Here is a 12,757-nt window from a genome sequence, read left to right on the forward strand (position 1 = left end):
AGTAATCAGAACTCTTCCCAATCGGACTTCAGCGCGACGGAGGCTGACCCGCGCTGGATGGATGCGAGGGGCGAAGTACGAACGACTTTCAAAGCCGTCGGTGCGACGGGGTGACGATCGGCCTGCGCGAACGACGACCTCGATCTCGGTGCATCGTCGAAACGGAACTGTTCAAGAAGCTTGAAAAGCGCGGCGGCCTCTCGTGCGAGCCCGTGGCTTGCCGCGGTCTGCTCCTCGACCATTGCGGCATTCTGCTGCGTTCCCTGGTCGACGGTGTTGATGGCCTGGTTGATCTCGCCGAGTGCAGTCGATTGCTCGCGTGCTGCCTCCACGATCGCCGTGACGTTGGTATTGATTTCGTGAACCTGACTGGCGATTTCCTGGAGCGCGGATCCGGCATTCGTGACGAGGGCGACGCCGTTTGCGACATGAGAGCCGGACGCGGTAATCAGGCTCTTTATCTCCTTCGCAGCTTTCGCCGACCGCTGAGCCAGTTCGCGAACCTCCTGGGCAACGACCGCAAAACCCTTACCGGCCTCCCCTGCTCGTGCCGCCTCTACGCCGGCATTGAGCGCCAAAAGGTTGGTCTGGAAAGCAATCTCATCAATGACACCAATGATATTGGAAATTTCGCGCGACGAGGTTTCGATCTGGTCCATCGCACCGATCGCGTCACGAACCACCTCACCGGAATGCTCCGCATGATCTTTGGTGCGCGCCACGAGTTGACCGGCCTCCTCGGCGCGGCGGCTCGAATCCTTGACCGTCGTCGTGATTTCCTCAAGGGCAGCCGCCGTCTCTTCGACGGATGCCGCCTGCTGCTCGGTACGCTTTGCCAGGTCGTCGGCCGCCGTGCGGATTTCGTTGGAACCGGCTGATATCGCCTTGGCATTTTCGGCAACCGTTGCCATTGCGCCCTTCAACTTCTCCGAGGCGCTGTTGAAGTCGGCACGCAGCCTTTCCAGTGAAGGAATAAAAGGCTTCTGGATCGTCTGCGCCAGGTCGCCATCCGCAAGGTTCGTCAGGCAACGGGCAAGTTGTTCGACATTCTCGACGCGCGCCGTGACATCGGTTGCGAACTTCACGACTTTGAACACTTTGCCGTTCAGGTCAAAGATCGGATTGTAGGAAGCCTGGATGTAAACCTTCCGTCCGCCCTTACCCACACGCATGAATTCGTCGGCAACCAGCTGGCCGCTCGCAAGTTTCCGCCAGAACTCCTTGTAAGCCTCCGACCTCGAGTAATCGGCTTCACAGAACATCGAATGATGTTTGCCCTGGATTTCGGCAGGCGAATAACCGAGGGCGGTCAGGAAATTGTCGTTCGCGGTCAGGATTTCGCCGGTCGGCGTGAATTCGATGATCGCCTGAGCCCGGGACAACGCGTCGATCTTGCCCGCATCCTCGGCAGATTTCAGCTTCTGCGCGGTGATATCGGTTGCAATCTTGATGACCTTCACCGGCTTCCCACGTCGGAATACGGGATTGTAGGATGCCTCGATCCAGACCTCGCGCCCGCCTTTTCCGACGCGTTTGTATTGTTGTTGATCGAATTTCCCGGCTGACAGCTTCGTCCAGAAAGCCTTGTATTCTGCCGAGGATGCATAGGCAGGTTCGACAAACATGCTGTGATGCTTTCCGACGATCTCCCTCAACTCGTAGCCAAGCGCCCTGCAGAAGTTTTCGTTCGCAGTGAGGATCTTGCCAGACAAGTCAAACTCAATCATGGCTTGCGAATTCGACAAAGCGGCAAGAACCGCGACAGCATTTGCACCACGATCAAGAATATTCACACGCAATCCCCCTAGATTTCACTGCTGTGTATCCAGCCATGCCCCGAATATTCGCTTATGATCATTAATGGATATTTAATTATGAATAAACGTTGCAGGTATGTTTCGTTTTGAATGAGCGCTGCATCGGTAAGGTGCGTCGTGACGACGCGCGTCGGCGCAAAGGGCCAATCCCTATCCTGCGTTGGGCGATATAGAATTTCCGTCAGGTTCTCCGGGACCAGCGGCCTGCCTGCCACTCACCCGCTTTTCAACTGCGCCATCGCAAGTAGCGTGTCAGCGCTTATCGTCGATGATCCGGTCAGGATCGAAAGGGCTGTCGACGTGGTGCCCGTGCCATTGGCCATGTCATACATGGCAGTGAAGCGTTTGATCAGATCGTCGACTTTTTCCGGATCCGACAGATCCTTGATGTCGATAAAATTGCTGATCATCTCGGCTTGCTTGTCGACGTCCATGTTCGAGACATAACTGGACAGGTTGAATGTCGTCGTAAAAAATTCGAAGAGCGCGCTATCGCCCAGAATGTCATAGGCGTTCGAGATCTCGGGCGCCTTGCGCTCGAAGTAGAGGGCGAGGCGCACGCCGGTGTTGCTGTCGCCCTGATCATCCTCGAGCGTCAGCCTGACATAGGCGTCGATCGTCTCCAGCACATCGCCGCGCTGCTGCACCGTGCCGGTGGGCTCGGCGGAAATATTGCCGTCCTGATCGAAATTGAACGCACCGACGAGTTCGGCGAAACGATTGTCGTCCAGCTTGTTGACATAGCTATCTTCGTCGTCGAGGTCTGAAGAAAACATCTTCTCCAACTCGTCCGACGTGACATCATCGGGATCGAGCCCCTTCGCCTCGAGCGCGAAGGAAACCAGGCGATCGTCGGCCAGAAATTCGCTGGCCGTGGTGATCGTCGCCATCTGCTCGCGAAAATAGGTAATCTCCTCGTCCGCCGCGTCGGTTGCTTCCGTCAGCTCGTCGCCTTCGAGGTATCGGATCTTGTTCTGCTTGTAATAGGCAGCATAGTCGTCGACGACGGATTCCGACATGGCCTGCAGCGGAACGGTAACGTCGCCATTGCTGTCGAAGTTGAAGGCCTTGCGAAAGGCTACGAATCGATCGTCGTCGAGGCTGTTGACATAGCTTTTCGAGTCCGAGGGATCGCTTTCGAGAATTTTCCGGACCTCGCTTCTCGAAACGCTGTCCGGGTCTATGTCATAGGCTCGCAACGCCATTTCCCACAGTTCCGGGAGATCGTCGTTGTCGTCATCGTCGTCGTCATCGTTCGAGACCAGGAAATCATCGATCGAAGTGACGCTGGCGATGCGCGTCGTATAGTTGTCGACGGCGTCTTCGGTGTCGGTATTGGCGATCAGCAGCTGATAATTTTCATCGAAGGCCGCCGTGGTCGCGGCCGTCTGTTCCGATGTCTGGGCCGTGTCGCCATCGGCAAGCGCGCCGTCCTCATCGAAATTAAAGGCATCGTGCAGTTCGGATAAGCCGATCGCGTCGGCGACGTCGGCGCTTTTCAGCGCCGCGGAAATGAAGTTATCGGTCTCGCTATCGGTAAGCCCGTAGGCAGTTCTCAGATAGGAAACCAGCTTGTCGTCGCTCATCAACTCATCGACGGAGGTGATGTTTCCAAGTTGTGCAGCGAAATAGGTGTCATAGGCCTCCCCGGTTTCCGAGGAAGCGATCGTCGCCGAGGCCACCGCATAAGCGCTTGTGACCAACGAGAGCTGATCTTCCGACATCACGTCGCCGTCGGTCGAGCCATCCTCGTTGAAGTTGAAGGCCTTCGCCAGGTTGACATAGACATCGTCGTCGAGCTGGTTGACGAAACTATCGGCATCGTCGAGATCGCTCGTCAGAACACTCTTCAGGAAGCTGGTTGAGGTGTATTCGGTGTTGAGGCCGAAAGCCGTCAGCACATAGTTCTTCAGCTTCGAGCTCGACAGGAGATCGTCGACCGAGGTGATCGACGAGATATTCTCTTCGAAATAATCCGTCTGGTCTGCGATATCGTCAGCCTCGGTGTCGAAAGATTCCTCATAGGCGTCGAGCAGGCTGTCCCGCTGCGCATCCGACTGGGCTGTCTCCGTCTCGCCGGAAAATTTGAAAGCGGCCGCAAACTCGGCATAGCGGCCATCACTCAGACTGTTGGCAAAGCTGGATGAATCGCTGAGATCGCTTTCCAGCACCTTCTTCATGAACGCCTTGGCATATGTCATGTCTTCAAGGCCGTAGGCCTTCATGGCATAGGAGTAGAGCTTATAATCGCCCATGAATTCATCGACTGTCGTGACCTTGCCAATGTTTTCCTTGTAATAGCTGCTGTCGCGGGCAACCGTTGCCTGAGAAGCTACACTCGAGAGACTGGCGCCCAGATTTCGCGCGACCGAGAGATAGCTCACATAGGTGGAAACCAACTTCTGTCCCTTTCATAAGCACGCGCGCGCGAAAGCCTGCCGGCAGCCACGGTTGAAACTTTTCATATTTGCTGAGATCTTGCCGCCGCTCATGGCGCATACGGACCGCACTCATGCGGCCGAATCAATTTAATAGAACTATATGGTACTATAATTCGTCCAAAATGCAACAGGACGTCAAAAGTCGAGGGATCGCGGCTTTATCGGGTCAGGCGGCGCCGACGCCCGCGGCAAAGATGGCAATGCAGCGCCGGAGATGGGCAAGCAGCGCCGCCCGGTCGGGCCAGGCCTGAGCGCGTCCTTCCGGCGGTCCCATGCCACCAAAGATCATATCCATCAGCATGCGGGCTCCGCTGGCCGGATCGTCGAGCGACAAACGGCCTTCCGCCCTACGGTCGCTCAGCCAGTTGGCAAGTTGCTGCCGGCTGGCAAGCATGCCTTCGCGCTGCAGAATGTCCACGAGTTCGGGAAACTGCCCGGCTTCGCGAAAGACGAGCTGCAGGAAACCGGCACGATCCGCATCCTTGTCCTCTTCCATATCGATCATGAAGATGCGTTCGAGGCTCTCGGCGATCGAGAGATCTTCCGGAGGCCGAGGCAGATCGAGCATCATGCGTCGATGAGCACCGACCACAGCGGCAAACAGCTCTTCCTTGCTCTGAAAGAGCTTGTAAAGCGTCTGTTTTGAAACTCCCGCCTCGGTGGCGACGACCGCGGTCGTGCTTCCGGCATACCCGTATTTTACAAAAACGCGGCGGGCAATCTCGACGATATGCACTCGCTTGTCATCGTCGCTCGAGACTTTCGGCCGGCCCCGTCTGCGCGGCTCATCTACAGGCTCGTCGGCAACATCCATGATGGTCTAGACCGCCCCGTTAAAGCACAAGCCGACGGCCGCAGAAAGGAAACTACGATTTCTGAGGGACGATTTTTTCGGTTGTGGCATTAGCAATTTCGATTTAGAGAACTCATCAGTTCTGTAATGCGTTGCATCCCCACCCTCTAGCGATGGAGCGCTTATGACGACCATTTCCGCCGCAACATCAATTTCTTCCTATTCCTATAGCAAGAATTCGACGTCAGCATCCCAGGACGCCCTATCCTGTAATACGATTTCGGCAAAAAAATCAACCACAACCCAGCAGCTCGACGAAGACGCGACCAACAGCGCCGAGAAACTCATGTCGCAGTTGATGTCGCTGACGATGAACGGCCTCGCCGGTCAGTCCGGCTCCGGCGAGCAGCAGGACGGTGGCGCAGACATGGACGTTGCGCAGCTGGACAGCGATGGCGACGGCTACGTGAGCAAGGCCGAGTTCGTCGCAGCCCGGCCGTCCGATGTGTCGGAGGATCAAGCCGGCACGCTGTTCGACAGCTTCGATGGCGAAGGTTCCGGCTCGCTATCGGTCGATGCGCTGACCGAGGCCATGTCCGGCCAGCAGTCGGAACGTGCCGAGGGGCCGCCGCCCCCGCCACCCTCCGACGATGACGACCTTGCATCCCTGCTCTCCGATCTCGATACCGACGGCGACGGGCTTGTGAGCAAAGCCGAGTTCGTTGCAAGTCGGCCGTCCGATGTGAGCGAGGAGCAGGCCGGCACGCTGTTCGACAGCTTCGACAGCGAAGGTTTCGGTTCGCTATCGGTCGATGCGCTGACCGAGGCCATGTCAGCTCAGCAGTCGGAACGTCCCGAAGGACCGCCGCCGTCCGCTGACGACGACCAGGTTGCATCTCTGCTCTCCGATCTCGATACGGACGGAGACGGGCTCGTGACATTGGATGAATTCATGGCGGGTAAGCCGGACGACGTCACCGAAAGCCAGGCAAGCCAGCTCTTTAGTCTGCTCGACACGTCACGCACCGGTTCATTGTCTGCACAGTCCGCGAGCTGACGGTCGTTAAGCCGTCGCCATTGCGGTCGCTGGAGGATCTGCACTGAGACGGTTTGAACGCAACCCGGCAGTCGAGCCGGCAGAGCCTTCAGTCGGGTCGCTACTGACATGTGGAACCACTCGAATGGTGCGCCGTCACAGGCGCACGGATAACTAGCGCGCGGATGAGCCGAAGCGCCTATCGCCATCACGGGGTTAGTCCAGACAATCAGATCATCGACCGGTGTCGGCCTTTGCCCGGCGCCCGCGATGTCGTGCGCCCGCCATCCGGGCTCTGGAAGCCCCTCGTCACATGGCATGTTCCCAAACCTTAAAGGATCGAGCCATGAGCATTTTTGGAAGCATGAAAACCGCCGTCTCCGGCATGAGCGCCCAGGCAAACCGGCTGAGCACGGTTTCCGACAATATCGCCAATGCGAACACCACCGGCTACAAAGCCGTTTCCACGTCCTTCTCGTCGCTGGTTTTGCCCTCTTCCTCGGGCAATTATAATTCCGGCGGCGTCCAGACATCCGTGCGCCAGGCGATTTCTCAACAGGGCGACATCTCCTATACGACCTCCGATTACGACCTGGCGATATCAGGAGACGGCTTCTTCATCGTGGAAAGCGCCGACGGCACGCCGGTGCTCACCCGGGCCGGCGACTTCTCGGTCGACAGCGACGGCAATCTCGTCAACGGCGCCGGTTTCACGCTCATGGGATACTCCTATGATTCCGGCGTACCGGCGGTGGTGGTCAATGGCTTCGACGGCCTGGTGCCGGTCAACGTATCCCAATCGGGCTTGAGCGCTGTCGCTTCGAGCAGCGCCTATTTCAGCGGCAACCTGAATTCCGAGGCAACCGTCGTCACCGATACCACGACGCTGCCGAGCGCCAACACGGCGAGCGTCACCGACGACACGCAGAAGATGTCGCTGGTTGCCTATGACAGCCTCGGCGGCACCGTCCAGTACGACTATTACTTCACCAAGACCGGCGTCACGACGGACGCGGGCGGCGCAGTCACCGGCAGCACCTGGGAGGTCGCGGTTTACCGCAATGCCGATGCATCCACCGGCAGCACGACGTCCTTTCCCTACTCTTCCGATGCCGTCAGCGTCGCGACGCTCTCCTTCGACGCCGACGGGCAGCTCACCTCCGCGACCGACACTGATATCGTCGATCCGGTGACGGTAAAGACGATCACCATGGACTATTCCGATTTCACCCAGCTCGCCTCCGACTTCTCGGCGACGGGCTCCGCAGACGGCCAGGCCGCAAGTGCCGTGAGCTCGGTGTCTATCGGTGCGGACGGCGTGGTGTCGGTCTCCTATGCAAACGGCGCGACGAAGGCTCTCTATCAGATCCCTCTGGCGACAGTCGCCAGCCCCGACAATCTGACGCTGCTCAGCGGCAACGTCTACAGTGCCAACGGATTGTCCGGGGTAACGGTCACCGGCTTCCCGCAGACGAACGGGCTTGGTTCCATCCAGTCCGGTGCTCTCGAAAGCTCGAATGTCGATCTCGCCGGTGAACTGACGGAGATGATCGAGGCGCAGCGCAGCTATACCGCCAATTCGAAGGTGTTCCAGACCGGCTCCGATATCATGGATGTCCTCGTCAATCTGAAACGATAGGGAGGACGCCGGCATGTCGCTCACCTCCGCCTTGAACAGCGTGCAAAGTATTTTCAACACGACCGGCCAGCAAAGCAGCGTCATCTCGACGAATATCGCCAATGTCGGAAATTCCGACTATGTGAGACGGGAGGCGTCGGTTACGACGTCTCTTTCCGGCGCCCAAGTTGTCAGCATCAGCCGGGCGCAGGAAACGGCGCTGCTTGCCCAGTATCTGCAAACGAATGCCAAGGACAGCGCCCAGCAGACGCTGGTGACCGGCCTCGAAAGCCTGAAGTCGCTGGTGGGCGGCAATGACTACGAGACCTCGCCGAGTACCTATCTCACGGCATTCCAGCAGGCGCTCCAGACATTCGCCACATCCCCGAGCAGCACGACATCAGCGCAATCGGCCGTGACCGCCGCGCAGGATCTTGCCAATTCGTTGAATACCGCAAGCGACGGCGTCCAGTCGATCAGAGCCGAGGCGGATGCGGAGATCGCCACACAGGTCTCCACCCTGAACACGCTGCTGTCGCAGTTCGAGGCGGCCAATAATGCGGTCAAGCTGGCGACATCGACCGGCACCGATACATCCTCGGCGCTCGACGAGCGTGAAAAGCTCCTGAAGCAGATCTCCTCGATCGTTGGCGTCACCTCCACCGTGCGCACCAATAACGACATGGCGCTCTATACCTCTGATGGCACCGTGCTGTTCGAGACCATTCCCCGCACCGTCACGTTCGCGTCGACGGCAACCTACGTTGCCGGAACGGAAGGCAATTCCATCTATATCGACGGCGTTGCACTCGACGCCGGCGAAGGATCGACGACGAGTGCATCGGGCAGCCTGCAGGCGCTGCTGCAGCTTCGCGACGAAATCGCCCCGACATTCCAGGACCAGCTCGACGAGATCGCCAAATCACTGGTCCAGATCTTCTCGGAAACCGACGGCAGCACGAGCGCACCGGGACTTTTCGTGTGGACGACGGCGTCGGGCACAACCGGGGGAACACCTGCTGCTTCCGACGATACGACAGGGATCGCCTCCACTATCTCCGTCAATCTAGCCGTCGTCACAAGCGAGGGCGGCGATGCGACGAAGCTGCGTAACGGAACGATCAGCAGCATCACCGATCTCAACACTTCGGGAGACAGTGGCTTCTCGGACAATCTCGACGCCCTGTATCAGGCGCTGACGGAACAGCGTTCGTTCTCTTCCGACGCAGGTCTCTCGACGTCGCAAAGCCTGACGGACTACGCCAGCGCCTCCATCGGCTGGCTCGAACAATATCGAAGCGATGCAACGGCAGCTTCCGAAACCACGGCTGCGGCCTTGTCACGCTCCGACGAGGCCTATTCCAACGAAACCGGCGTCAACCTCGACGAGGAACTGACGCTACTTCTCGACATCGAACAATCCTACAAAGCAGCGACGAAGATCCTGAACGTCATCGACGAGATGTTCCAGTCGCTCCTCGACATAGCGAGCTAGTCATGAAAGCATCTTTTGTCTCATCATCGGCGATGCAGAATGTTTTGCGGCTCACCATCAGCCAGTCCCAAAACAAGCTGCAGCAGGCCTCGACGGAAGCGACCACAGGAACCTACGCCGATATCGGCGTATCCCTCGGCGCCGGCGCTGCAAAGTCGATCAATCTCACCAGCGCCATCGCGCAGGCCGCCTCGTTCAAGACGAGCAATGCCGTCGTCGAATTGCGCATGAACGCATCGCAAACCGCCCTTTCGAGCCTCAAGGATGCCGGCGACAGCCTGGTCTCGAACCTGACCGCGCTCCAGGCGAGCCAGGATACGACGAGCATCGCCGTTGCCCTGCAGACGGCGAGCGCCACGATTTCGCAGCTGGTCTCGACGGCAAACACGTCGGTCAATGGCGAGTTCCTGTTCGGCGGAACGAACCTCGACAGCCAGCCTCTGACCGACCAATCCTCGGCGGTCTCGGATACGATCGTTTCGGCTCTGAACGATTATGCAACCGGTCTCGGAAAAGACGTCAACGAGTTGACAGGCGAGGAAATCGGCAGCTTCATCACCGACACGGTCGAGCCGATGTTCTCCGAGAGCGCGTGGACGGACGCTTCCGAAGGCTGGTCCACCGCTTCCAGCACCGACATGACGAGCCGGATCAGCGGATCGGAAACCATCACCTCGTCGACCAACGCCAATTCCGAAGGTATGCGCTATCTCGCACTGGCCTCCGTCGTCGTCTCCGCCCTCTTCGGCCAGGATCTCAGCTCCGACGCGCAGAGCACCGTCGCATCCAAAGCGATCGCCTATGCGGCGCAGGCGACCGCCGGCATCGTGACGCAGCAAAGTGAGCTCGGTCTTTCACAGGAGCGGCTCGAAAAGGCAAATGACGCCCTCGACGCTCAATCCACTCTGCTTCAGGGAAACCTTGTCGATCTCCAGGGCGTGGATGCCTACGAGGCTTCGACGCTCGTCAACCAGCTGCAGACGCAACTGGAGACAGCTTACACGCTCGTCTCGAAACTCCAGGGTCTGAGTCTGGTCAACTATCTCTGACGGGTTGAACATGCGGGAATTCAAGCGGATGCAAATACCGGCCCTAACGAGGGAACCCAACACGACGTGTTCCGAAATCGTGGCGGAGGCGGCCTTCGCGCTCGCCTCTGGCATCATCGATACGATCCCTTTCGTCGGCAGCAAACTCGACGAACAACAGACGCGGGCATGGCCGCGATCGGGTGTCTTCACGGATGACGGCGTCGAGATGACGGGTACGCCCCCTGAAATATTCGAGCTTTGCGAGTTGCTGGCAGCCCATATCGAGAAAGGCACGTCATTCGACGTTTTCGAGGTTTTCCACAAGATTGCGCGCATCGACCGGCTGATCGACTGGCGCCATGGCGCAGTGCTGTCGCCCGAGCCGCATCCGGTAACTCATTAACGGAACACGCTAAAATCTCTTCTCAAAGGCGGCGCTATACGGCCGCGCCGCTCGGGAGCATGGCATAGGCTGGGCTTGCATGTGGCTTGTCCGTTGCGGCAGTCTGGACTTTACCATAGGGAGGCTGAGGGCGACTGCCGAAGTCTGCTGGCAATGGTCTTTCAGAGACCGAGTGTGTTGTTAATGTCAAAGCCGCGCGCGAAGCTTCCATTCTCCGAAGAGACTTTGCAGGCCATGCTGATCCGCGTGCTTCGCCCGCTGGTCAAGCTCGCACTCGCCTCCGGCTTCAACTTCATCTCCTTTTCGACCGTTCTTCGCCGCCTCTATATCGAGGTTGCGGAGAAGGAGTTCGCGCTACCGAACAAGCAGCAGACGGATAGCCGCATCTCGCTTCTGACCGGCATCCACCGCAAGGACGTCAACCGGTTGCGTGGACAGGCACTCACGGCATCGTTTCTGACCGTCGGCGTTTCACAGACAAGCCGCATCCTTGCAAGATGGCTTGCCGATCCGCTTTATTGCGATGCGGAGGATAGGCCAAGCGCCCTGCCCCGGACCTCCAGCGACGGCGGTCCGTCATTCGAGAGCCTGGTGAGCGACATCACCAAGGACGTTCATCCCCGCTCCATCCTGGACGACTGGCTGGATAAAGGCGTTGTCGTTCTCGATCAGGACGGCCAGGTCCAGCTCAACCTCTCATCAATTGTTCCGAATGCCGGTGACGAAGCCCGTCGGCACTATTTTACACGCAATCTTCGTGACCATGTGCAGGCAGCGGTCATGAATCTGATGAACGACCCTCCCCCCTACTTCGAACGCGCGGTTCACTACGACGGGATATCTCCTGAGCTGGCGGCCCAACTCGACGAGATTGCGCGTGAGGAAGGGATGGCGCTGCTCCTGAAGCTCAACAAGATCGCCCATCGGGCCATCACGGATGATCCCGGCGGCAATAGCCGCTGGATTGCGGGGGTCTATGTCATGCCCGAGGCGGCTGAGGCCGATCTTCAGCCAGACGCCGCTTCCAGGACGGAGACAGACGAATGAGCCCGTCAATGATCTCCAGGAGGCAATTTCTGCTGGGCGGCATCGCACTTCAGATCGTGCGACCGGAGACCGTAGCCGCGCAACCGACGGGGACCAGCGATCATGGAATCGGCGGGTCCGGTCTTTCCATTCAGGGAGGTGGGGAGAACGAAGATCACGGGATCGGCGGAACCGGCATCGTCGGGACCATCCAGGGCTTTGGAAGCATCATCGTCAACAACGTCCACATACCTTTCAGCGCGACGACCCCGATCGAGATCGATGGACGGCGCGCTCCTGCAAGCGCGATGAAGGTCGGTCATGTGGCCCGGGTGCTGCTGACGGGAAAGCGTGCTGCCCGCATCGCGATCGTCAGCGAGGTCCAGGGCCGCATCGACCGGATTGACAAGACCGGTATCACCATATTGTCGCAAACCGTCGACACGACAGGTTTGGTGACGAAGGGCTTGCGAAAAGGCAATCGCGTTGCCGTGTTCGGCATCCGTAAACCGGATGGCACCATCATTGCTCGGCGTATCGAGCCTCGTTCCGTTTCCGATGGCGCCCATGTCCGAGGCGTGCCATCGAAGAGCGGTCATCGCGTCCGGATCGGCGGCCTTTCGCTTGGCAACACGCATGGATATCTGGTCGGCAAGCAAACGCTCGTACGTCTTAAGACAGTCGCCGACCGATTGATGATTACACGCATTCAGGCCGAGCCTGTGGTGCCGGGTCTGAAACGCGGCATCGTCAACGTCGAGACCTTCAGGTCCGCGGACAAAGGCGGGGCTGGCTCGGGACCCGGGGGCTCAACGCCTTACGGCTCGATGCGAATGTCCCCTGACGGCCATGGGTTTGTCGACGTCACCGTACGCGATTCAAGCAGAATGACGGGCTTTGCGGACAGGCAGGGTCCAGACGGCTTTGGTCCTCGCCCGCCGGATGGCCCTCCGGACGGGCCGCCGCATGATCGCCCCTCCTTCGGCAGAGGCGGGCCTGGTGGAGATTATCCCGACCCGAACAGGCGAGGTCCGCCACCGGGGGATACGGCGCCTCGCGGCCCGCCGCCTCCAGATTTTCCAGGTCCCCGCTGAAAG

The 12,757-nt window shown here is 59.0% G+C and carries 10 protein-coding genes; 7 read left to right on the forward strand and 3 right to left on the reverse strand.

The annotated features are described in order from the left end of the window. Positions 1–5: 5 nt before the first annotated feature. The 3 genes from U5G49_RS28270 to U5G49_RS28280 form a co-directional block, all read right to left on the reverse strand. Positions 6–1,793, reverse strand: a complete 1,788-nt coding sequence (locus U5G49_RS28270) for a methyl-accepting chemotaxis protein (RefSeq protein ID WP_026230429.1) — start codon at positions 1,791–1,793, stop codon at positions 6–8. A 239-nt stretch (positions 1,794–2,032) separates the two neighbouring features. Next, the gene (locus U5G49_RS28275; RefSeq protein ID WP_193443017.1) at positions 2,033–4,216 is read right to left on the reverse strand and encodes a DUF1217 domain-containing protein; all 2,184 of its coding nucleotides are present in this window, start codon (positions 4,214–4,216) and stop codon (positions 2,033–2,035) included. A gap of 208 nt (positions 4,217–4,424) precedes the next feature. After that, on the reverse strand, positions 4,425–5,072 hold the full coding sequence (locus tag U5G49_RS28280; RefSeq protein WP_193443015.1) for a TetR/AcrR family transcriptional regulator: 648 nt from the start codon (positions 5,070–5,072) through the stop codon (positions 4,425–4,427). A 163-nt stretch (positions 5,073–5,235) separates the two neighbouring features. On the opposite strand from U5G49_RS28280, the gene U5G49_RS28285 reads away from it, so the two are divergent. The 7 genes from U5G49_RS28285 to U5G49_RS28315 all read left to right on the forward strand — a co-directional run bounded on the left by U5G49_RS28285 (position 5,236) and on the right by U5G49_RS28315 (position 12,754). Then, entirely contained in the window at positions 5,236–6,108 is an 873-nt protein-coding gene (locus U5G49_RS28285; RefSeq protein WP_193443013.1) for an EF-hand domain-containing protein, read from the forward strand. 325 nt (positions 6,109–6,433) lie between these two features. Further along, positions 6,434–7,726, forward strand: a complete 1,293-nt coding sequence (locus tag U5G49_RS28290) for a flagellar hook protein FlgE (RefSeq protein ID WP_193443011.1) — start codon at positions 6,434–6,436, stop codon at positions 7,724–7,726. Between the two features lie 13 nt (positions 7,727–7,739). Then, positions 7,740–9,200: a flagellar hook-associated protein FlgK gene (flgK, locus tag U5G49_RS28295; protein ID WP_193443009.1), complete on the forward strand. Its 1,461-nt coding sequence runs from the start codon at positions 7,740–7,742 to the stop codon at positions 9,198–9,200. Positions 9,201–9,202: 2 nt separating this feature from the next. Then, the gene (locus U5G49_RS28300; protein ID WP_018245724.1) at positions 9,203–10,249 is read left to right on the forward strand and encodes a flagellar hook-associated family protein; all 1,047 of its coding nucleotides are present in this window, start codon (positions 9,203–9,205) and stop codon (positions 10,247–10,249) included. A 10-nt stretch (positions 10,250–10,259) separates the two neighbouring features. Then, positions 10,260–10,634: a hypothetical protein gene (locus U5G49_RS28305; protein ID WP_018245725.1), complete on the forward strand. Its 375-nt coding sequence runs from the start codon at positions 10,260–10,262 to the stop codon at positions 10,632–10,634. 153 nt (positions 10,635–10,787) lie between these two features. Beyond that, the gene (locus U5G49_RS28310; RefSeq protein ID WP_193443007.1) at positions 10,788–11,681 is read left to right on the forward strand and encodes a DUF6502 family protein; all 894 of its coding nucleotides are present in this window, start codon (positions 10,788–10,790) and stop codon (positions 11,679–11,681) included. Then, positions 11,678–12,754 (forward strand): DUF5666 domain-containing protein, encoded by a 1,077-nt coding sequence (locus tag U5G49_RS28315; protein WP_193443005.1) that lies wholly within the window; start codon positions 11,678–11,680, stop codon positions 12,752–12,754. The genes U5G49_RS28310 and U5G49_RS28315 overlap by 4 nt, the downstream gene beginning before the upstream one ends. Positions 12,755–12,757: the final 3 nt, after the last annotated feature.

This window comes from Rhizobium indigoferae (assembly GCF_034554815.1).
GTDB lineage: Bacteria > Pseudomonadota > Alphaproteobacteria > Rhizobiales > Rhizobiaceae > Rhizobium > Rhizobium leguminosarum.

Excerpts from the sequence above, each read along its gene's own strand:
- U5G49_RS28280 (WP_193443015.1), bottom strand. The coding sequence starts at position 5,072 with ATGGATGTTGCCGACGAGCCTGTAGATGAGCCGCGCAGACGGGGCCGG.
- U5G49_RS28285 (WP_193443013.1), top strand. The coding sequence starts at position 5,236 with ATGACGACCATTTCCGCCGCAACATCAATTTCTTCCTATTCCTATAGC.
- U5G49_RS28290 (WP_193443011.1), top strand. The coding sequence starts at position 6,434 with ATGAGCATTTTTGGAAGCATGAAAACCGCCGTCTCCGGCATGAGCGCC.
- flgK (WP_193443009.1), top strand. The coding sequence starts at position 7,740 with ATGTCGCTCACCTCCGCCTTGAACAGCGTGCAAAGTATTTTCAACACG.
- U5G49_RS28300 (WP_018245724.1), top strand. The coding sequence starts at position 9,203 with ATGAAAGCATCTTTTGTCTCATCATCGGCGATGCAGAATGTTTTGCGG.
- U5G49_RS28305 (WP_018245725.1), top strand. The coding sequence starts at position 10,260 with ATGCGGGAATTCAAGCGGATGCAAATACCGGCCCTAACGAGGGAACCC.
- U5G49_RS28310 (WP_193443007.1), top strand. The coding sequence starts at position 10,788 with ATGGTCTTTCAGAGACCGAGTGTGTTGTTAATGTCAAAGCCGCGCGCG.
- U5G49_RS28315 (WP_193443005.1), top strand. The coding sequence starts at position 11,678 with ATGAGCCCGTCAATGATCTCCAGGAGGCAATTTCTGCTGGGCGGCATC.